General features: G+C 49.8%; 22 protein-coding genes. 13 read left to right on the plus strand and 9 right to left on the minus strand.

The window, feature by feature from the left end; all coding sequences use genetic code 11:
* Positions 1–7: 7 nt before the first annotated feature.
* The 7 genes from arsA to OGV93_RS21520 form a co-directional block, all read right to left on the minus strand.
* Positions 8–1759, minus strand: a complete 1752-nt coding sequence (gene arsA, locus OGV93_RS21490; protein ID WP_048235610.1) for an arsenite efflux transporter ATPase subunit ArsA — start codon at positions 1757–1759, stop codon at positions 8–10.
* Between the two features lie 17 nt (positions 1760–1776).
* On the minus strand, positions 1777–2139 hold the full coding sequence (gene arsD, locus OGV93_RS21495) for an arsenite efflux transporter metallochaperone ArsD (protein WP_044711234.1): 363 nt from the start codon (positions 2137–2139) through the stop codon (positions 1777–1779).
* Between the two features lie 46 nt (positions 2140–2185).
* Entirely contained in the window at positions 2186–2539 is a 354-nt protein-coding gene (gene arsR / locus OGV93_RS21500; protein WP_044711237.1) for an As(III)-sensing metalloregulatory transcriptional repressor ArsR, read from the minus strand.
* A 123-nt stretch (positions 2540–2662) separates the two neighbouring features.
* Positions 2663–3208: a replication protein P gene (locus OGV93_RS21505; RefSeq protein WP_135912879.1), complete on the minus strand. Its 546-nt coding sequence runs from the start codon at positions 3206–3208 to the stop codon at positions 2663–2665.
* Positions 3120–4031 carry a DnaT-like ssDNA-binding domain-containing protein gene (locus OGV93_RS21510; RefSeq protein WP_048236453.1) on the minus strand — a complete coding sequence of 304 codons (912 nt, stop codon included), beginning with the start codon at positions 4029–4031 and terminating at the stop codon, positions 3120–3122. Before OGV93_RS21510 ends, OGV93_RS21505 begins: the two co-directional genes overlap by 89 nt.
* 252 nt (positions 4032–4283) lie before the next feature.
* Entirely contained in the window at positions 4284–4838 is a 555-nt protein-coding gene (locus OGV93_RS21515) for a toxin YdaT family protein (protein WP_048235612.1), read from the minus strand.
* Positions 4839–4840: 2 nt separating this feature from the next.
* Positions 4841–5056, minus strand: coding sequence for a transcriptional regulator (locus tag OGV93_RS21520; protein ID WP_032949519.1), 216 nt, complete (start codon positions 5054–5056; stop codon positions 4841–4843).
* 101 nt (positions 5057–5157) lie between these two features.
* On the opposite strand from OGV93_RS21520, the gene OGV93_RS21525 reads away from it, so the two are divergent.
* The 10 genes from OGV93_RS21525 (at position 5158) to roxA (ending at position 14432) form a co-directional block, all read left to right on the plus strand.
* The gene (locus tag OGV93_RS21525; RefSeq protein WP_032949520.1) at positions 5158–5547 is read left to right on the plus strand and encodes a helix-turn-helix domain-containing protein; all 390 of its coding nucleotides are present in this window, start codon (positions 5158–5160) and stop codon (positions 5545–5547) included.
* 228 nt (positions 5548–5775) lie between these two features.
* Positions 5776–5991 (plus strand): hypothetical protein, encoded by a 216-nt coding sequence (locus OGV93_RS21530; protein WP_048235613.1) that lies wholly within the window; start codon positions 5776–5778, stop codon positions 5989–5991.
* Positions 5992–6152: 161 nt separating this feature from the next.
* Positions 6153–6491: a hypothetical protein gene (locus OGV93_RS21535; protein WP_135912188.1), complete on the plus strand. Its 339-nt coding sequence runs from the start codon at positions 6153–6155 to the stop codon at positions 6489–6491.
* Between the two features lie 11 nt (positions 6492–6502).
* A complete protein-coding gene (locus tag OGV93_RS21540; protein ID WP_032944383.1) occupies positions 6503–6829 on the plus strand; it encodes an RrF2 family transcriptional regulator in 327 nt (108 codons plus the stop codon).
* A gap of 141 nt (positions 6830–6970) precedes the next feature.
* Positions 6971–9442, plus strand: a complete 2472-nt coding sequence (locus OGV93_RS21545) for a 3'-5' exonuclease (RefSeq protein WP_053090400.1) — start codon at positions 6971–6973, stop codon at positions 9440–9442.
* A gap of 66 nt (positions 9443–9508) precedes the next feature.
* Entirely contained in the window at positions 9509–9724 is a 216-nt protein-coding gene (xisR, locus tag OGV93_RS21550; RefSeq protein ID WP_032943036.1) for an excisionase family protein, read from the plus strand.
* Positions 9724–11010, plus strand: coding sequence for a site-specific integrase (locus tag OGV93_RS21555; RefSeq protein WP_044700610.1), 1287 nt, complete (start codon positions 9724–9726; stop codon positions 11008–11010). Before xisR ends, OGV93_RS21555 begins: the two co-directional genes overlap by 1 nt.
* A 73-nt stretch (positions 11011–11083) precedes the next feature.
* The gene (gene phoP / locus OGV93_RS21560) at positions 11084–11755 is read left to right on the plus strand and encodes a two-component system response regulator PhoP (RefSeq protein WP_003846709.1); all 672 of its coding nucleotides are present in this window, start codon (positions 11084–11086) and stop codon (positions 11753–11755) included.
* A complete protein-coding gene (gene phoQ, locus OGV93_RS21565) occupies positions 11755–13218 on the plus strand; it encodes a two-component system sensor histidine kinase PhoQ (RefSeq protein WP_287091636.1) in 1464 nt (487 codons plus the stop codon). Before phoP ends, phoQ begins: the two co-directional genes overlap by 1 nt.
* A gap of 92 nt (positions 13219–13310) precedes the next feature.
* Positions 13311–14432, plus strand: coding sequence for a [50S ribosomal protein L16]-arginine 3-hydroxylase (gene roxA, locus OGV93_RS21570; protein WP_016152697.1), 1122 nt, complete (start codon positions 13311–13313; stop codon positions 14430–14432).
* A gap of 104 nt (positions 14433–14536) precedes the next feature.
* Here the strand turns inward: roxA and pepT are convergent, their stop codons facing one another.
* Positions 14537–15763, minus strand: a complete 1227-nt coding sequence (gene pepT / locus OGV93_RS21575) for a peptidase T (protein WP_019076507.1) — start codon at positions 15761–15763, stop codon at positions 14537–14539.
* A gap of 250 nt (positions 15764–16013) precedes the next feature.
* On the opposite strand from pepT, the gene potA reads away from it, so the two are divergent.
* Both potA and potB read left to right on the plus strand, forming a co-directional pair.
* Positions 16014–17150, plus strand: a complete 1137-nt coding sequence (gene potA, locus OGV93_RS21580; RefSeq protein WP_016152695.1) for a spermidine/putrescine ABC transporter ATP-binding protein PotA — start codon at positions 16014–16016, stop codon at positions 17148–17150.
* Positions 17134–17997, plus strand: coding sequence for a spermidine/putrescine ABC transporter permease PotB (potB, locus tag OGV93_RS21585; RefSeq protein WP_016150058.1), 864 nt, complete (start codon positions 17134–17136; stop codon positions 17995–17997). Before potA ends, potB begins: the two co-directional genes overlap by 17 nt.
* A gap of 502 nt (positions 17998–18499) precedes the next feature.
* Here potB and OGV93_RS21590 read toward each other — a convergent pair.
* Positions 18500–18676, minus strand: a complete 177-nt coding sequence (locus tag OGV93_RS21590; RefSeq protein ID WP_287110123.1) for a YnfU family zinc-binding protein — start codon at positions 18674–18676, stop codon at positions 18500–18502.
* A gap of 153 nt (positions 18677–18829) precedes the next feature.
* On the opposite strand from OGV93_RS21590, the gene OGV93_RS21595 reads away from it, so the two are divergent.
* A complete protein-coding gene (locus OGV93_RS21595) occupies positions 18830–19063 on the plus strand; it encodes a YnaE/YdfK family cold shock protein (RefSeq protein ID WP_029139493.1) in 234 nt (77 codons plus the stop codon).
* The last annotated feature ends 12 nt before the right edge of the window (positions 19064–19075 follow it).

Consider the following 19075-nt stretch of genomic DNA (forward strand, 5'->3'; position numbering starts at 1 on the left):
GTAATAACTAACCCGCGAGTTGTTTGAGTTTATCGATGCCGGTTGGTTCTGACGCCAGTACGGGTACAAGTGCTACACGGCTGGCATGTAGATTTTTAACGCTCTCGATCTGCGGACGTTCCTGCTGCGCTCGCAAGCGGAGCAGCGGTGAACGGGTATCCGCGATGGAAAGGCTGTTATTGATAATCCAGCCCCAGGGGTGAATTCCTGCACGTTCAAGGTCGGCCTGTAAATTTGCCGCCTCAAGTACCGGCGTGGTTTCCGGTAGCGTGACCAGTAACACTTTGGTTCGCTCCGGGTCCTGCAGTTGCATCATCGGTGTGGTGAAATGGCCTTTTTCCCCCATTTTTCTGGCAATCTCGCGGTGATATGCCCCGGTGGCATCAAGCAGCAAGAGCGTGTGTCCGGTCGGTGCCGTATCCATCACCACGAAGCGCTTACCCGCCTCGCGAATCACCCGTGAAAAGGCCTGGAATACCGCAATTTCCTCGGTGCAGGGTGAGCGTAAGTCCTCTTCCAGCAGGCGTTTTCCCGCATCGTCCAGTTCTTTTCCCTTCGTCTCAAGAACATGCTGACGATAGCGTTCAGTTTCCTCGAGAGGATCGATCCTGCTGACCTGCAGATTGTTGAGGCTGCCGTTGAGGGTTGTGCTGAGATGCGCTGCAGGATCAGATGTTGTCAGATGGACATCAAATCCCATTTCGGCCAGTCTGACAGCAATGGCAGCCGCCATCGTGGTTTTCCCTACACCACCTTTACCCATCAGCATGATCAGGCCATGCTCATTACGGGCAATATCATCGACCAACGCAGAAAGTGACGGAATGTCAGGGCGCTGTTGAATGTATTCTTCAGAGAATGACGCCTCTATAGGCTGAGTGGAGAGAAGTCCGCTGAGTGCAGACACGCCGACCATATTGACCGGCTGGAGGAATAACGTGTCAGTTGGCAGACCGGAAAGATCAGAGGGAAGATTGGACAGCGCCTCCTGTTCACGGTCCCATATTGCCGCAGCCAGTGTATCGTTTGCTGCTTCAGTTTTGGGCAGAACGCCGTTGATGACCAGGTACTGATTTTTAAGACCGATGGCGGCAAGCTCCAGATGAGTCCGGGCAACTTCCTGCAACGTGGATTTTTGCAGACGAGCAACCAGAACCAGTCGGGTACGTGCTGGATCAGATAATGCTTCAACAGCCTGGGCATACTGTTCACGCTGTTTTTCCAGACCGGCCATCGGGCCGAGGCAGGACGCACCCTCGGGATTGCTATCAATAAAGCTACTCCAGGCACCTGGCAACTGGAGAAGGCGAATGGTATGACCCGTCGGTGCGGTATCAAAAATGATATGGTCAAACCGGGTCAGTAGAGAAGCATCTGTCAGTAATCCGGTAAATTCATCAAAAGCCGCAATCTCTGTTGTGCATGCCCCCGACAGTTGTTCGTTGATGCTGGAAACGACGTCATCAGGCAGGATGCCTTTAATGGGGTCAACGATTCTGGCCCGGTACTGTTGTGCAGCGGCCTGAGGATCAATCTCAAGAGCCGATAATCCTGGAACAGAAGCTACTGGCTGAATGGTATTGCCAATCGTCTGTCCAAACACCTGACCTACGTTTGAGGCCGGATCGGTACTGACCAGCAGCACCCGTTTCCCCTGTTCTGCCAGACGGATCGCCGTGGCGCATGAAATAGAGGTTTTACCAACGCCTCCTTTACCAGTAAAAAACAGATAAGGGGGGATATTCTGTAAGAAGTTCATATGTCCTCCTGACATACTTAACAACAAGAAGTATTACCACCACAGCAGATTGTTGGCGCTAATCCCACTTTCTCCAGTGGAATGCCAAACCAGCGAGCCAGCTCAGCGCGTTTCGGATAACGCCCAGCCATCACTGTTTCGCCATCCAGTAACAACAATGGCAAACCTTCTGCCCCGGAAGCCTCTATAAACGCTTTGACCTTCTCGTTCTGTACAAAGCTCATCGGTTGTTGTGCGAGATTGAAACGCTCAATTTGTACACCACGTTGTTTGAGCCATTGTACATCCGCAGAAAAATCGACCAGAGCCTGATCAACATCTGTACCGCAGACTCCGGTGCTGCAACACATCGCTGGGTCAAATACCGTTAACGTTTTCATTTCAATACCTCACATTTGAAAAAACATATATGTTCAGGCAAATTTTTTAGATGCAGACAGCCTTCCCGCTACCAGAGCAGTTGGCTGAAGCCAGCTTACGGGCGATGGCCTGAACGTCGTCCTGTTGGCTTAACCAGGCCTGCTCAATAATCTGAGCAGCCCAGGAAGGAATATGCGGGGATAAGCGGTAATGAACCCATTTCCCCTGCTTGCGATCCAGCAATAATCCACTTTCCCGAAGCATCGCCAGATGGCGGGAGATCTTGGGCTGAGATTGTTCCAGCGCAGTGCAGAGATCGCACACGCACAACTCTCCCATCTCTCTAAGCAATAACACGATACCCAACCGGGTTTCATCTGAGAGATTTTTGAAAAGTTGTAGAGAAGTTAGTTCAACCATTTTAATCTCCTGAATTCTCTCCGTAGTTTCCTGCAATAGTTGAGTGCCGTCAACTATCATATTCGAAAATTCAAATATGATAGTTACGTGAATTTCATTTCGTGTTTACAATTTGTTTATTCTTCAATTCGTTAACCCTGCCGCTTTTCGACGCCTGTATTCATCCATCAGTAGTTGCGCTGGCGTTGGTCCCGCCGGATGGTGCGGCGCCGCCAGTTGACGTCGAATTGGTGGCACACTTAGTCCGTTACCAACATGCTTCGACCACTTCGTAAGTAACTTTTCCGCCAGTCGTTTCAGTTCCCCCTCTGTCATTTGTCGTTCAACGCCCGTTCTGCGCATTTCGATGCAGATGTGATACAGCACGGGCTGAGGCCATGGATATTTATCGCTTCCTGAATACCGATATGACTCATTGCGCCAGCGCCGGTATTCCGTCATAACCTGCTCCGATGTCAGTCCGAATGGATTCGCCCCACTCTCTGAAACCAGAGAAACAAACTCAGCCAAGTCAGGCGGCCATGTATTTCCCATCGCGCAGCGCTCCATGCACTGCTGACAGACCAGCCGAATTTGAGGTTCAGTCATCGAACCTATCTGGGCTATCCAGATAGGCGAAGGCTCCGCCCCGTTTTTCTGGGTCCATCGGTTCGAATACACCTCCCCCATGACCTGCCACAGTCGCCAGGCTGTTTCCGTCGCCATCAAGTCCATTCCTGCGGCGCCACTCTGCGTGTGCTGACTGAATTTGCTGAACTGCCCGGGATGCTGTTGGTTCGGATCCTGCTCCCACATGACTGTTACCTCCGGTTTCTGGTTTTACCTGCGTTCTAACCCGGGCTACATGTCGGGCAAATTTTTGTTCCCACTGGATTTGTGTAAAAACTTTCCCTTCCGACTCCCAATACGCGGTGAATTCTGCGAGTTCAGTCAGAAGGTAATCTGGTTCAGGCAGGGAGATACCCCACGATGCAGCGCGCTGTCGGAAGTCTCTGGAGGGAAGCCAGCTATCTGTCATGCTGAATTTCCCGATCGGTTCATCAACACCGTCCAGGTATCGGGGCATGGCCGGGGATGGCAGTACATCCCCATTCGGATTTTTCATCGCGCCCGCGTTAAGAGAGGGGTTTAAGATCTGTTTACTGCTTACTGCTTTCTGGATACCTGATGGCAAAGGTTTAGCCAAAGACTTAGCCTTATCCTTAGGCAAGGCGAAAGCCTTATCAAAAGCCGTCCCCATAGCGTCAGAAACCCCGTAGCAGGCGGCTTTGAGAGCTTCATATGCTTTATCTTTCAGTGAACATTCAGGCAGTAATTCAAACGATCTTGCCCATGATTTGATCACGTTCACTGATGCTGGCGGGTTATGTTTCACCGCGTTAGGCAACCAAAAAACTCTGGCTTTAAGGTCGGCTTCCACCATACCTAACGCTATGGCTTCGCCTAAGGCTAAGTCGAAGGCTTCGACATCCCAGTTTAATTCTTCGGCCATAGCCGCCCTTCCCGCCTTATACAGCCCGGGAATAATCCCTGTGAATGGACCCGTAAGCAGGTAAATAAACAGACTCTGCCCACTTGGCGGGAGTGGTGATAAGGCTCGAAACTTAGGATCATCCCACATGGTGATCTTCACCTTACGGTAAGGCTCGTTACTAGCCTTACTCTTAGGCATGGCCTTAGCCAAAGGATTAGGCATACTTCACCCCGCGAGTTGCAGTAATAATGGTCATTGGTCAAAACTCGATTAAAACAATTGCGGCGCTACGGCGCTTATGCTCGCCAGTAGTGGTCCCGCCGCATCAGCAGGTAACATGTTGAATAATGCGATTGCCGCCTCACGAATTTCCTTCTCGAGCTTTTGTAATGGCGCGCCAATTAATTTCGCATGGTGTGCCTCACTGCATTCTTTGATAGCGTTCGCCACCAGCTCTGCTTCTGTGCTCGCATTACTTAATCCGTGCTTTCTGGCAATCTGAACTGGCATAGCAGCAATAATTGAACCTGACAGTTGCATAACGTAAGCCGTGTACTTTTCCGAACCGCCCTCGTTTTTCAGATATCGGAATAAATTCTGTTTATTAACAGCAATTCCACGGCCATCTACTTTGGCCCACTCTTCAGCCACCAGCTGAGCGATCCGTTCCTGTGCCTGTCCTGGTAATGTCGATTCCCATTCACGAACGGCGACCCAGATTTTTTTGCACTTCATCCAATCCCGGCGACAAACAGAAAACTGATTTTTTGTTTTCTGAGTTCTCACCATCGTCGGGGTATGGTTTTTAAAAGAGATGGTTTGCATGGTCACTCCTTAGGTAATCCATCCGTTGGATTTGGGTATAAGTCGGGTCTAAGTTCGTGGGGGGTAACCCCTGTAGCGCTAAAGACTTGAAGTACCCGTGACGAAGGAACAGTACCTTTTGCTTTCCACTGACTTACTGCCATTCCGCTTACACCAATCGTGCAAGCTAATTTATTGGCCGAGCCAGCTAGTCGAATTGCGTTATCAATGGCTGTCATAACTATCTCCTTTTTAAATTGGGAGTAATAAACCATAGGTTTACATCAATTGCAAACTTTAAATTTATTGTGACTATAAACCAAACATTTACAATGGGTGTATGAAAAACACTGACGATCTCAATAACCAACTGGTAGCCCGCTTAGAAGAAATTACTCAAAGAGGGATCAGCAAAGCTGATATGGCTCGCATTGCAGGAGTTACGCCTCAAGCTGTGAATGGGTGGTTTAAGAAGGGAGTTATCAGTAAGAAGTCCGCCATAGCAATTGCGGAAGCCGCCAACGTGTCCGTTACTTGGTTGTTAGGTGAGAAAGTATCAGAAGATTCAGGTCTCAAGCCTAACGAGAGCAAAATGCTTAACTTGTTTAGGCAGCTACCAGAGGCAGAGCAAGAGCGAATGATCGATACCTTTGCACTGCGGTTAAAGGAAATTGATGATTACGTGGAGAAATATCTTCGTGGTCGTTTTAAGGCTAACGATGTGAACTAAGAGTTTATTCCCATCCATTGAAACCGGCGTTTGCCGGTTTTTTTTCGCCCTTTTGTCAGAACCTCCCTCCCCTTAGTTTTTCACGACTGATAAAGCAAATGTTTGCCTCTACATCAATTGATGATTGACACAAACATTAAACCAATGATTTAATCATTCTATCGAAAACGTCATCGAGGCAGGACGCCCACGAAGTAGCTGCCGGCGGCATACGAATCACCGGATGAGATGACAGGCATTAACACGCAGCAGGTTCAACGTTCCGCCAGCCTGGCGACAAGGGCAACACAAGAGGATAAATCCATGATCGATTTCGCACGTAAACCAGTGCGGTGTCAGGCCGTACATCTAAATCGCATTGAAGTAATCATTCGACTGATTTGCTACACGCTTGCCCAGAAGGGCGACCCGTCTGCCGACCAACAGACTGCTGTTCGTTCATAACGAGTTTGACCAATGGCTGTTGCCAGCCTCATGCCCGGTGCACAGGGCATTGTGATGGTAATACCACCATCGTAACCAAACAGGAGACGAAGACCTGTTCTGGTTAAATTGGAAAAGTGTTCTTTGCCCGTCCCGTGGCGGGCTTTTTTCCGGAGGTTTTTATGTCAGCTAACGATCTGGCATTGCGCTTCAGCAGCGCACCAGCCGAGGCATTAATCGGGGTTTTGCCTGTTCTGGAAGTAAAAGAAGCATTACGTGAAGAAGTTGAAAGTGATGTGATGGATGAAATCTGGACTGAGCACAACTTTGAAATGGAAGCGATGGGTGAACAAGTTGATGAAACAGCCAGGCTCGCTCGTAAGTTTGAATGTGCGGCTGAAGCTCTTGGAACGGCGATCAAACTTGCTCTGACTCTCCCACATAATGAGGCAATGCAGGTTCTGAATGACGCCTTAAACGATAACCCGGGATACGGTCGCGAACCGGCAAAGGATGCATGATGGAGTTTGGAATGAAACGCGTGGTGGCTTCTGTTCAGGTCGTTGCCATCCTCAACAGGATTTACAACGGCAGTCCGGTTTCCATCGCATCTATCAGTAAAGAATCAAAGCTGTCTGTGTCTTACCTCGAGCAGATTTTCTCGAAGCTGCGCAGCAGTGAAATCGTCACCAGCCAGCGTGGCGCTGGTGGCGGGTACCACCTTAGCAAAGCAAACCCCAGCGTGGCTGACGTCGTTCGCGCCGTTACTCACACGCCTGATTCATTTGAGCCCGTGCTGAATGCTCTGGAGTGGGTCCCCGTCGCACAGCTGGCGCAGGGAAAATCCCCTACCCCATAAAGCACAAAACCCGCGCAAGGCGGGTTAAGTACCCGGTCAGCCGACCAAAGCTTTCCGGAACGAGTTTTGACCAATAACCACTACCTTAGGCGGCGATCATCAGCTGCCGGGTATCTTACAATCCTATGGAGCCCGAACGCAATGTTAACGTATGCGTATCTTATTAAAGCCAAAGCGAAAGCAACTGAGGCAAAAAACCTGTTTTGCTGGTTCTCTGCGAAATCAGATTCCCGTGCAGAACGCGAAATCCTCAATATTCTCGAAGACAATGATATTGCCGTCGGTCGTGGCGCCGACTATCAATTACCTGTCCGCACCAACTGGTTTGTTGTTGACGATCTTCCTGAGGAAAGCAAACTTGATGACACATGGTGCGATCGTTACGAACTGGCAGAAGACCAGCAAACGTGGCAACTGAAACAGAAGCCTGATAATGAGAATCAGGAGACTTCCTGTCAGCAAAAACCTGAAACTTCCAGCGACAATGTACCCAACAGCGATGCGCCAGCATTGCTCCGCCCCATATCTCGCCTGCGCCTGTCTCAGCGACTGATTGCGCACCTGGTCAATGACACTGAAGAGAAGGAAATCAGTGAAGCGCAGCACATCCAGATCGGGCAAATGGTACTGAACGAAAATGATCTCTATGTACAAAACCTGTTACAGGCCGTTTCGAATGTGCCAGCGGTGAAAGAGCTTTCTGCTCATGTCGAGTGGAAGCTGACAAGCGCTGTAAAAGAAGTCTTCGACCGTGAGCAGGTCTATACCGTTGCTTCATTTGAGCAATTTATTACCGAATGGATTGAAGAACCAGAAAAGCGAGCTCTTACCGTTCAGGAGTGGGTTAATCAAAAGAAAGCAGGAGTTGCGGGTGATGAACATGCCACTCCACCTGTAACGCCAGAGCTTATTACCGTTGCGACTCTGCCGCTACGCCAGCGCCTCTTAGCTCAGTTTATTTCTGAAGAATATGCTTACCATATTGATACTGAGCAGAAGAAAACCATTCAAGAACTCGAGCTGGATGTGGATAACAGCTATGTGCAGAACCTGCTGCTTGCCGCCGAGAATGTAGAACCATTCAGGAAGGCGCCAGAGATCGATATCTGGAAGATTGTCAGCGCGCTGAAAACCGTTTTTCCGGTTGATGGAAAACGAGTTGAACTGGTCACCGTCATTCAGTTCTTTAAGGCCTGGTTCAATACTGAGCACATTGACCGTGGGCTGCTGGTTAAAGAGTGGTGTAAGGGCAATCGTGTGTCGCAGATTCAGCGCACTGACTCCGGAACCAACGCTGGTGGAGGCAATAAGACCGATCGCAACCCGGAACTTGTCCACACGCTGGATACTCTGGACATTGATATTGCGCTGGCCACACTTCCAATGGATTTCAACATCTACGATATTCCTGGTGGCGTTTTCCGTCGTGCAAAAGAGATCATTTCTAAAAACGAAAGCCCTTTCAAAGAGTGGTCCGCCGCCCTGCGCAAACGCGCTGGTATCCTGGATTATTCCCGCGCCGCTATTTTCGCGCTTATACGTAGTGCAGAAGAAAACACTCACCATTTCCCGGAACTGCTGAGCCGTTACATCAACAAAAACCTGACTGAAACCGACCACCAGCACCCAACTGAAGAAACTCTGGCGGCAGCCGGTCACGTACCAGAAAAAAGCTGGGAAAACGAGATTAAAGAGAAGTCCACAGCTGAACAGAAGGCAATAACCGAGCAACCAGAAATCGCCAACATGGGCAACGGTGTTTTCTCCATTGATGGCCTGATGGGTAACCAGCCGGCGCCAGCGCTTTCTGTCGTAGACCAGGTACGCCAGCGCGCGGTCGAAGAAAAATTACATCAAGCCAATACCGAGGAAACCACCAGCGATGTGCAGATGGAAAAAACTGACAACAGCGAAATCAAAGCCAATCCTGATGTGCCTCAGGGCGAAGCAGCAGCTTTGCCAGTTGAAAGCACTGATGCAACTGGTGAGCCTCCAGCTTCCCTGAATAATGAACCCGTTCACCATATAGATACGGATCACCTGAACGCTTTTTATACTCACCTGATGGTTGATTTGGAAACTATGGGCAGCGGTCCTGATGCACCAATAGTCTCTATCGGCGCCGTATATTTTGATCCTTCAACTGGTAACACTGGTGCCGAATTTTACCAGGTTGTCAGTCTTGAATCATCGATGTCGTTTGGCATGAAACCGGATGCGTCAACAATTCAGTGGTGGTTGAAACAATCATCTGAAGCCCGCTCTGCAATTCTGGTTGATGAGGCCATGGGGCTGCGTGAAACCCTTGAACTACTGGCTGACTTCATTGCTGAAAATGCTGCTAACGGTAGTCACACTGTTCAGCTGTGGGGTAATGGATGCTCGTTTGATAACGTCATTCTCCGCCGCGCATATGCATTAGCAGAGACTCCCTTCGCTGTTCCGTTCTGGAATGACAGGGACGTAAGGACCATGGTTGAACTGGGTAAATCTGTCGGTATCAACCCGCGCTTCGACATCCCGTTTGAAGGCGACATGCACAATGCGCTTTCTGACGCCCGGCATCAGGTCAAATACGTATCTGCAATCTGGCAGCGCCTGACAAAAAACTGATTTTAGGTTTTCACTTACAGCCAGCTGCAGCATGTACTGTTGTGGCTGGCGGCATCGGAGTTATGTATGTCGCAACTCATTTTCAGCGAAGAGTGGATGGTTGAAGCGCGACTAACAGAAAAGACCGGCTTGTCGGAAAGACAAATTAAAAGTTATCGGTTGAATTTGTGGATCGAAGGCGTGCATTTCAAACATCTGACAGCTCTCGGGGAAACTGACAATTCTAAAGGTCTGCTTTGGTACAACTATCCAAAGATTAACCAATTAGTACAGGATGCATGATGGACTTTCCAACCGGCGTTGAGCTGCATAATGGAAAAATACGGATCACATTTACCTATCGCGGCAAACGTTGCCGCGAAGTCCTTCGCGGCTGGACGGTGAACAGCAGCAACATCAAAAAAGCTGGAAATCTTCGTGCGCTCATAACAAGTGAAATACAGCTCGGTAAGTTCGACTATGCGGAACGTTTCCCGGAATCCAAAGCGCTTAAGAAGTTCATCACAACCAAAAAAATTACCACGTTTAAAGAACTAAGTGATTTTTTTACAGACACCAAAGCCTTAGAGGTATCTGGTGCAACACTGCTATCGCTTACTTCGGTCGTAAATACGTTACTGCGTGTAGTCGGAGAAAATACCCGTCTGGTAGATATTGAGCATGCCGATATTTTGCATTACCGAAAGGAGTTATTGACCGGGACAATTATTAACCCGGCAATGCCGAATCTGACCAGGCAGGGCCGCGCGCCCTCAACAGTCAATAAACAGATGGCAGTTTTATCAGAAATGCTTAAGCTCGCAAACCGAAGCCAGTTTATATTGCATGCTCCTTATGAAGGAGTGTCGCGACTCAAGTTATCTAAAAATGATCCCGACCCACTTTTACTTCATGAGTACCAGGCTCTGATAGCCGCCCTTCCCCGTAGCCAGGCATTAATCATTATTGTTGCCGTACATACGGGGATGAGGCCGGGCGAGATATGCGCCCTGGCATGGGAAGACATTGATTTGGTAAAAGGTGAAATCCACGTATCCAGAAGTTTGACGAATAAGCGAGTATTTGTACCCCCTAAGACAGATGCCGGAATAAGGACGATAACGTTGCTTAAACCTGCTCTGGATGCACTGAAGGAACAATACGAAGTCACCGGCGCTAATCCGAAGCAAGAAATTCGATTTCACCATCGGGAGATCGGAAAAACTGAGCAGCAATCTCTTCGCTTCGTTTTTTCACCGACAGCATATTCGTCAAAAAAAGGCAGTTACTTCTCCAAGAACTCGATTGCCTATGGCTGGAAGCGAGGCACTAAACTTGCCAATATCCGCGAAAGGAATCCTTATCAGTCACGGCATACCTACGCATGCTGGACGTTGATGGCCGGAGCGAATCCGTCATTCATAGCGAGTCAGATGGGACATGAAGATGCGCGAATGGTGTACGAGGTTTACTCCAAGTGGATTGGCGACATGAACCAGGATCAGGTCAACATGCTGAACAATCAGATGCCAACGGCATTGCCCCCAGGACGCCCCCACGGGCAGGGGAGCATGAGAAAAGTTATTTAATTTCATAGCGCTGCTTTCAATCCACATAATCAGCGTTAAACTATTTATACCGTTATTTTAGGGAGAAACGATGATGCGCGTACTGGTTGTCGAGGATAATGCTTTATTACGCCACCACCTCAAGGTTCAGTTACAGGATTTAGGGCATCAGGTGGATGATGCAGAAGATGCGAAGGAAGCGGACTATTATCTGAATGAACATCTGCCGGATATCGCGATCGTTGATTTAGGACTCCCCGATGAAGACGGTTTGTCATTGATCCGCCGTTGGCGTAGCAATGAGGTTTCGTTGCCGATTCTGGTGTTAACCGCGCGTGAAGGCTGGCAGGACAAGGTGGAAGTACTCAGCGCCGGAGCCGACGATTACGTCACAAAACCGTTTCATATCGAAGAGGTGGCTGCGCGCATGCAGGCACTTATGCGTCGCAACAGCGGTCTGGCATCGCAGATTATCTCTCTTCCTCCTTTCCAGGTGGACCTCTCTCGGCGCGAGTTATCCGTCAATGATGAAGTTATCAAGCTCACGGCGTTCGAATACACCATTATGGAAACACTTATCCGTAACAACGGCAAAGTGGTCAGTAAAGATTCGCTCATGTTACAGCTTTACCCGGATGCCGAGCTGCGTGAAAGCCACACCATTGATGTTCTGATGGGGCGTCTGCGTAAAAAAATACAGGCGCAATACCCGGATGATGTCATCACCACCGTGCGTGGCCAGGGATATCTTTTTGAACTGCGCTAATGAATAAATTATTGCGTCATTTTTTCCCGTTATCACTGCGGTTGCGCTTTTTACTGGCAACCGCGGGCGTGGTATTGGTGCTTTCGCTGGCCTACGGCATGGTTGCCCTGGTGGGTTACAGCGTCAGCTTTGATAAAACAACGTTCCGCCTGCTGCGGGGCGAAAGTAACCTGTTCTATACCCTGGCAAAATGGGAGAACGGTAAGATAAACGTCGAGCTGCCTGAGAATCTCGATATGCAAAGCCCAACAATGTCGCTGATCTATAACGAAGACGGTGAGTTGTTGTGGGCGCAGCGCAATGTTCCCTGGCTGACGCACAGTATCCAACCAGAATGGCTAAAAGCGAACGGTTTTCATGAGATTGAAGCCAATGTAGATGCCACCAGCACTTTACTGGGCGAAGATCACTCCGCTCAGCAGCAGCTAAAAGAAGTCAGAGAAGATGATGACGATGCCGAAATGACCCACTCGGTCGCCGTGAACGTCTACCCCGCCACTGCCAGAATGCCACAGTTGACCATTGTGGTTGTCGATACCATTCCTATTGAGCTAAAGCGCTCGTATATGGTCTGGAGTTGGTTTATTTATGTGCTGGTCGCCAATCTGTTGCTGGTCATTCCGCTGTTATGGGTAGCCGCCTGGTGGAGTCTGCGGCCTATCGAATCGCTGGCGCGTGAAGTCCGTGAGCTTGAGGAACATCATCGAGAGATGTTAAACCCCGCCACCACGCGCGAACTGACCAGCCTGGTCCGCAATCTTAATCGACTTTTAAACAGCGAACGCGAGCGCTACGACAAATACCGTACGACGTTAACAGACCTCACCCACAGCCTGAAAACACCGCTGGCGGTATTACAGAGTACGCTCCGCTCGATGCGTAATGAAAAAATGAACGTGAGCGACGCGGAACCCATCATGCTGGAACAAATCAGCCGTATTTCCCAGCAGATTGGCTATTACCTGCATCGCGCCAGCATGCGTGGCAGCAGCGTGCTGCTTAGCCGCGAACTGCATCCGGTCGCGCCGTTGCTGGATAAACTCACCTCGGCGCTAAATAAGGTGTATCAGCGTAAAGGCGTCAACATAAATCTCGATATCTCACCAGAAATCAGTTTTGTGGGCGAACAGAACGATTTTGTCGAAGTGATGGGCAATGTGCTGGATAACGCATGTAAATATTGTCTGGAGTTTGTCGAGATTTCAGCGCATCTGTCCGAGGATCAGCTACACATTCTGGTTGAAGATGATGGTCCTGGTATTCCGCAAAGCAAACGGGAAGTGGTGTTTGACCGTGGACAGCGTGTCGATACGCTACGACCAGGGCAAGGCGTTGGACTGGCGGTGGCGCGAGAAATCACCGAACAGTATGACGGGCAGATTATTGCAGGCGATAGCCTGCTGGGTGGCGCGCGCATGGAAGTTATTTTTGGCCGCCAGCAGCCGGGGCAGATAGACGAGTAATCGCCGCATGTAATAAATATGTACTGATTTCCCGCTTGCGGTTAAGTATCCGTTATAATCGGTTGCAGATACCAGCCTGCGGGATGCTCATTATGGAATACCAACTCACACTTAACTGGCCCGATTTTCTTGAACGCCACTGGCAGAAACGCCCGGTGGTCTTAAAACGCGGGTTTAACAACTTTATTGATCCACTCTCTCCTGACGAACTGGCTGGACTGGCAATGGAAAGCGAAGTCGACAGCCGACTCGTCAGCCACCAGGACGGTAAATGGCAGGTTAGCCACGGTCCGTTCGAAAGCTATGATCATCTCGGCGAGAACAACTGGTCGCTGCTGGTACAGGCGGTCAATCACTGGCATGAGCCAACCGCCGCGCTGATGCGCCCGTTTCGCGAACTGCCGGACTGGCGGATTGACGATCTGATGATCTCCTTCTCCGTACCCGGCGGCGGCGTTGGCCCACATCTTGATCAGTACGATGTGTTTATCATTCAGGGAACCGGGCGACGTCGCTGGCGCGTGGGCGAAAAACTGCAGTTGAAGCAGCACTGCCCTCACCCGGACCTGCTGCAGGTCGCCCCGTTTGAAGCCATCATCGATGAAGAGCTGGAACCCGGCGATATCCTGTACATTCCACCAGGATTCCCGCACGAAGGCTATGCGCTGGAAAACGCCATGAACTATTCGGTCGGTTTCCGCGCGCCGAATACTCGCGAACTGATCAGCGGCTTCGCCGATTACGTTTTGCAACGTGAGCTGGGCAGCACGTATTACAGCGATCCTGACCTGCCGCCGCGCGATCATCCGGCTGACGTTCTGCCGCAGGAAATGGACAAGCTGCGTGAAATGATGCTCGGACTGATTAATCAGCCGGAACATTTCCAGCAGTGGTTTGGCGAGTTTATATCTCAGTCTCGTCATGAGCTGGATATTGCTCCACCGGAGCCGCCGTATCAGCCAGACGAAATTTACGATGCCCTGAAGCAAGGGGATGTGTTAGTGCGTCTGGGCGGATTGCGCGTATTGCGCATCGGCGATGACGTCTACGCCAACGGTGAGAAAATTGATTCCCCGCATCGCCCTGCCCTGGAAGCGCTTGCCAGCCATATTGTTCTGACGGCCGAGAACTTTGAGGATGCGCTGGAAGATCCGTCTTTCCTTGCCATGCTTGCCGCACTGGTTAACAGCGGATACTGGTTCTTCGAAGGATAATACGAACGGTGCCTGATGCGACGCTAGCGCGTCCTATCAGGCCTTTTGGAGTGAAATACTGTAGGCCGGATAAGCAACGCGCTATCCGGCATCTATCGATAAATTTACAGCTGCTTTGCGGTTAATTCCGCAATACGTACAATCACCCGCACCGCTTTTTCCATTCCTTCCAGAGTTACAAACTCATGTTTACCATGATAGTTGTAGCCTCCGGTAAACAGATTCGGACACGGTAACCCCATAAACGACAGCTGCGCGCCGTCGGTGCCGCCACGAATAGGTTTCAGCACCGGCTCAATATCGCAATCGCGCATCGCCTTCTGAGCGATATCCAGCACGTGCGGATGCTCAATCACTTTTTCGCGCATATTGTAGTAGCTGTCTTCAATCACCAGTTCGATATAGCAATCCGGGTGTAACCCTTTGCCGACCTTTTTGGCGATCTCCATGATCTTGCGTTTGCGCGCTTCAAACTGCTTGCGGTCAAAATCACGGATGATGTAGTGCATATCCGCCCGATCGACCGTCCCTTTCATGCTCGCCAGATGATAAAAGCCTTCGTAGCCTTCCGTCGTTTCCGGGCTTTCGTCTGCCGGAACCTCAGCATGAATACGAGCAGCCAGCGACAGCGCATTCACCATCACCCCTTTTGCGGTACCGGGATGGACATTGTTGCCGACAATTTTGATATTAACCGACGCGGCGTTGAAGTTTTCAAATTCCAGCTCTCCCACGCCACCGCCGTCAACGGTATAGGCCCACTGCGCATCAAATGCCGCAACGTCAAAATGCTTCGCCCCTTTACCAACCTCTTCGTCCGGCGTAAAGGCCACGCGGATATCACCGTGCGGAATATCTTTTTGGATGAGCACCGCCAGCGCGGTCATGATTTCCGCCACGCCTGCTTTATCATCCGCGCCCAGCAGCGTTTTACCGTCTGTGGTGATCAGCGTCTGACCCAGAAGTTGATGCAGCACCGGGAACATCACCGGCGACAGAACTTCATCACCAATGCCTAACGCAATATCGCCGCCGCGATAGTTTTCAACGATTTGCGGATTAACGTTTTTACCGCTGAAATCCGGTGAGGTATCCACATGGGAAATAAAGCCGATCGCGGGAATATTGCCAGCAACGTTAGCGGGCAACGTGGCCATCAGCGTCCCCTTTTCGCTCAGTGAAATGTTAACCAGCCCCATCTCTTCGAGCTGTTGTTTGAGCAGTTGTAATAACTTCCACTGTCCTTCGGTGCTGGGTACCTGCCGCACGCCCGATTTTGATTGGGTGTCCAGCGACACGTAGTGTAAAAAACGCTCAAGTAGTTTATCCATGCAGTCACCCTCACTTTTTGTGACAACATTATCAATAAGCAACAAAAGACAAATATTGCGTCAGGTCACTTTTATCCCCGCAAGTGAGAATATTTCGCCCTGACATCCCCTCTGACTATAGGGCTAAGTCAGTAATTCGCAACAAGGATTGGCGATTACCATGGTTTGCCGTAGAATAACGGCCCTCATTAAGAGTCATCAAGGTGGTTAACCACGAACCCCGCAGCGGTCAGCCATCCGTTGCGTTTACATGGGACAGAGTAAAAAATTGAATAAACAACCGCGTTCGCTTTCTCCACTGGTGCAATTAGCGGGAATTCGCAAAAGTTTCGATGGCAAAGAGGTGATTTCCAGCCTGGATTTGACCATCAATAATGGCGAGTTTCTCACGCTGCTTGGCCCCTCTGGCTGCGGTAAAACAACCGTTCTTCGCCTGATTGCCGGTCTGGAAACGGTTGATTCCGGTCATATCATGTTGGACAACCAGGACATCACTCACGTTCCTGCGGAAAACCGCTACGTGAACACCGTCTTCCAAAGCTATGCGTTATTTCCCCACATGACCGTTTTTGAGAATGTGGCCTTTGGCTTACGCATGCAAAAAACGCCCGCAGCCGACATTCCTCCCCGCGTTACCGAAGCTCTGCGCATGGTGCAGTTGGAAGAGTTCGCCCAGCGAAAACCGCATCAACTCTCCGGTGGACAGCAGCAGCGCGTAGCGATTGCCCGAGCGGTGGTCAATAAACCCCGTTTACTCCTGTTAGACGAATCTCTCTCTGCGCTGGACTACAAACTACGCAAGCAGATGCAGAACGAACTGAAAGCGCTGCAACGTAAGCTTGGTATCACCTTTGTCTTTGTCACTCACGATCAGGAAGAGGCGCTGACCATGTCAGACCGTATCGTGGTGATGCGCGATGGCAAGATTGAGCAGGACGGTACGCCGCGCGAAATCTACGAAGAGCCGAAAAATCTGTTTGTCGCCGGGTTTATCGGTGAGATCAATATGTTTAACGCGACGGTGATAGAACGTCTGGACGAACAGCGCGTTCGTGCTAACGTTGAAGGTCGCGAGTGCAATATTTATGTCAACTTCGCGGTGATTCCCGGGCAGAAGCTGCACGTCCTGTTACGCCCTGAAGATCTGCGCGTTGATGAAATCAACGACGACAATCATATCGAAGGACTGATCGGCTACGTGCGTGAACGCAACTACAAGGGCATGACGCTGGAGTCGGTTGTGGAACTGGAAAATGGCAAGATGGTGATGGTCAGTGAATTCTTCAACGAAGACGATCCTGACTTTGACCACTCTCTCGACCAGAAAATGGCGATTAACTGGGTAGAAAGCTGGGAGGTCGTACTGGCTGATGAAGAACACAAGTAAATTCCAGAGTGTGGTGATCGTCACCATTGTCGGTTGGCTTGTGTTATTTGTCTTTCTGCCCAACCTGATGATCATCGGCACCAGCTTTTTGACCCGCGACGATGCCAATTTCGTCAAAATGGTCTTTACGCTGGAAAACTATACACGCCTGCTCGATCCGCTCTATTTTGAGGTACTGGTTCACTCCCTCAATATGGCGCTGATTGCCACGCTCGCCTGTCTGGTGCTCGGCTATCCGTTTGCCTGGTTTTTGGTGAAACTGCCGGAAAAAGTGCGTCCATTGCTGCTGTTCCTGCTGATTGTTCCGTTCTGGACCAACTCGCTTATTCGCATCTACGGACTCAAAATATTCCTCAGTACCAAGGGCTACCTCAACGAATTTCTGTTGTGGCTCGGCGTGATCGATACCCCCATTCGCATCATGTTTACCCCCAGCGCGGTGATTATCGGCCTGGTGTACATCCTGCTGCCGTTTATGGTGATGCCGCTCTATTCCAGCATTGAAAAGCTCGATAAACCGCTACTGGAAGCCGCGCGCGATTTGGGCGCCAGTAAACTTCAGACCTTCACCCGCATCATTATTCCGTTAACGATGCCGGGAATTATCGCCGGATGCCTGCTGGTTATGCTGCCCGCAATGGGGCTGTTTTACGTTTCCGATTTAATGGGCGGGGCGAAAAACCTGCTGATTGGCAACGTGATTAAAGTTCAGTTCCTGAACATCCGCGATTGGCCGTTCGGTGCTGCCACCAGCATTACGCTGACCATCGTCATGGGTCTGATGCTGCTGATCTACTGGCGCGCCTCCCGCTTGCTGAACAAGAAGGTTAGCGACATTGATAGTTAACCGCTATTACTCAATAAGTTAAAATGATCATGGCATGCAGTTTACCCTCAAGTAAACTGCATGCCAGGTCACGAACGGGGATAAGATTTGTAAAATCAGAAAGGAATTGTAAACCCGCAATATTATGCCGTCATGATACGCATGAATTTATTATCGATATTCAAGAAATTGTCTTCTGGATTCATCATCTTCAAGGTACTCAAATGAGAGAAGGCGAATTTTGGTAAGGTTATAAAACCACTCGCAATCGTTTCGTTGAATAATTTCGCCAGGCTTGAAACATATTCCGGATGCTTCCCGGATAATCGCATATTTACCATTATTAAACCTGGCCCTGTGGATACAGAAAGATTGGCCAACCTGCCCATGACAGCTGTTCGAAAGGATATGTCCTTCAATAAAAATAGATTTTTTAGATTTCATCATCATATCCTCTCAAACTACAGTACAGGAGCAATATTGTCATTTCCCAACATCACTCACGTTAGGTAGCAGAAGCCGATCAGCCGCCGATACACCAGCATTCTGATGGTCTGAACAACAGCCCGCAGGCAGGGCACTCCAGAACCGCATCTTTTCTTAGTTTACCTGTTTTCTGATCGGCTCTGTATGCGCATACCGGGCAGGCAACATGCACCGGTCTTTCTTTAAAGTGCCTGAGTCCTTTTGTATAAGACATAAATAATTCTCTGAGGAACACAGTAATTATTATACGCCTTAATATAAAAATAACTGGCTTAAGTTATGTTAATTTATGATTAAATCAGGATATCAGATATTGAAAATTAAACGTCTGATTTATGATATAATACCCTTCCGTGAGAAATTTATCATGAAATCAGAAGACACCCTTGACTGGTACCCGGCCCAGTTGCCACCAGTGAAAATTATTCTTGGCGAAGCCGTGCTGGCAGTGGGCAAACAGGGCCGACCTATTAATACCCGAACTTTGCTGGAATACCTTCAGGTCATGCAGGACAAGCAAAAAAAACGAGATGACAAAATCGCCATGCAGACAGCAATTGAGGTTCTCAGGGATAATCAGCGCATTAACGGCAGACGTTAATGCGCGTCCGGA

The organism is Citrobacter sp. Cb031 (genome assembly GCF_030336725.1).
In the GTDB taxonomy this organism is placed as follows: domain Bacteria; phylum Pseudomonadota; class Gammaproteobacteria; order Enterobacterales; family Enterobacteriaceae; genus Citrobacter; species Citrobacter braakii.

Excerpts from the sequence above, each read along its gene's own strand:
- pepT (WP_019076507.1), bottom strand. The coding sequence starts at position 15,763 with ATGGATAAACTACTTGAGCGTTTTTTACACTACGTGTCGCTGGACACC.
- OGV93_RS21525 (WP_032949520.1), top strand. The coding sequence starts at position 5,158 with ATGAAAAACACTGACGATCTCAATAACCAACTGGTAGCCCGCTTAGAA.
- roxA (WP_016152697.1), top strand. The coding sequence starts at position 13,311 with ATGGAATACCAACTCACACTTAACTGGCCCGATTTTCTTGAACGCCAC.
- potB (WP_016150058.1), top strand. The coding sequence starts at position 17,134 with ATGAAGAACACAAGTAAATTCCAGAGTGTGGTGATCGTCACCATTGTC.
- OGV93_RS21555 (WP_044700610.1), top strand. The coding sequence starts at position 9,724 with ATGGACTTTCCAACCGGCGTTGAGCTGCATAATGGAAAAATACGGATC.
- arsD (WP_044711234.1), bottom strand. The coding sequence starts at position 2,139 with ATGAAAACGTTAACGGTATTTGACCCAGCGATGTGTTGCAGCACCGGA.
- OGV93_RS21510 (WP_048236453.1), bottom strand. The coding sequence starts at position 4,031 with ATGGCCGAAGAATTAAACTGGGATGTCGAAGCCTTCGACTTAGCCTTA.
- xisR (WP_032943036.1), top strand. The coding sequence starts at position 9,509 with ATGTCGCAACTCATTTTCAGCGAAGAGTGGATGGTTGAAGCGCGACTA.
- OGV93_RS21590 (WP_287110123.1), bottom strand. The coding sequence starts at position 18,676 with ATGTCTTATACAAAAGGACTCAGGCACTTTAAAGAAAGACCGGTGCAT.
- OGV93_RS21545 (WP_053090400.1), top strand. The coding sequence starts at position 6,971 with ATGTTAACGTATGCGTATCTTATTAAAGCCAAAGCGAAAGCAACTGAG.
- OGV93_RS21515 (WP_048235612.1), bottom strand. The coding sequence starts at position 4,838 with ATGCAAACCATCTCTTTTAAAAACCATACCCCGACGATGGTGAGAACT.
- OGV93_RS21540 (WP_032944383.1), top strand. The coding sequence starts at position 6,503 with ATGAAACGCGTGGTGGCTTCTGTTCAGGTCGTTGCCATCCTCAACAGG.
- OGV93_RS21530 (WP_048235613.1), top strand. The coding sequence starts at position 5,776 with ATGACAGGCATTAACACGCAGCAGGTTCAACGTTCCGCCAGCCTGGCG.
- arsA (WP_048235610.1), bottom strand. The coding sequence starts at position 1,759 with ATGAACTTCTTACAGAATATCCCCCCTTATCTGTTTTTTACTGGTAAA.
- OGV93_RS21595 (WP_029139493.1), top strand. The coding sequence starts at position 18,830 with ATGAAATCAGAAGACACCCTTGACTGGTACCCGGCCCAGTTGCCACCA.
- phoQ (WP_287091636.1), top strand. The coding sequence starts at position 11,755 with ATGAATAAATTATTGCGTCATTTTTTCCCGTTATCACTGCGGTTGCGC.
- phoP (WP_003846709.1), top strand. The coding sequence starts at position 11,084 with ATGCGCGTACTGGTTGTCGAGGATAATGCTTTATTACGCCACCACCTC.
- arsR (WP_044711237.1), bottom strand. The coding sequence starts at position 2,539 with ATGGTTGAACTAACTTCTCTACAACTTTTCAAAAATCTCTCAGATGAA.
- OGV93_RS21520 (WP_032949519.1), bottom strand. The coding sequence starts at position 5,056 with ATGACAGCCATTGATAACGCAATTCGACTAGCTGGCTCGGCCAATAAA.
- OGV93_RS21535 (WP_135912188.1), top strand. The coding sequence starts at position 6,153 with ATGTCAGCTAACGATCTGGCATTGCGCTTCAGCAGCGCACCAGCCGAG.
- OGV93_RS21505 (WP_135912879.1), bottom strand. The coding sequence starts at position 3,208 with ATGGGGGAGGTGTATTCGAACCGATGGACCCAGAAAAACGGGGCGGAG.
- potA (WP_016152695.1), top strand. The coding sequence starts at position 16,014 with ATGGGACAGAGTAAAAAATTGAATAAACAACCGCGTTCGCTTTCTCCA.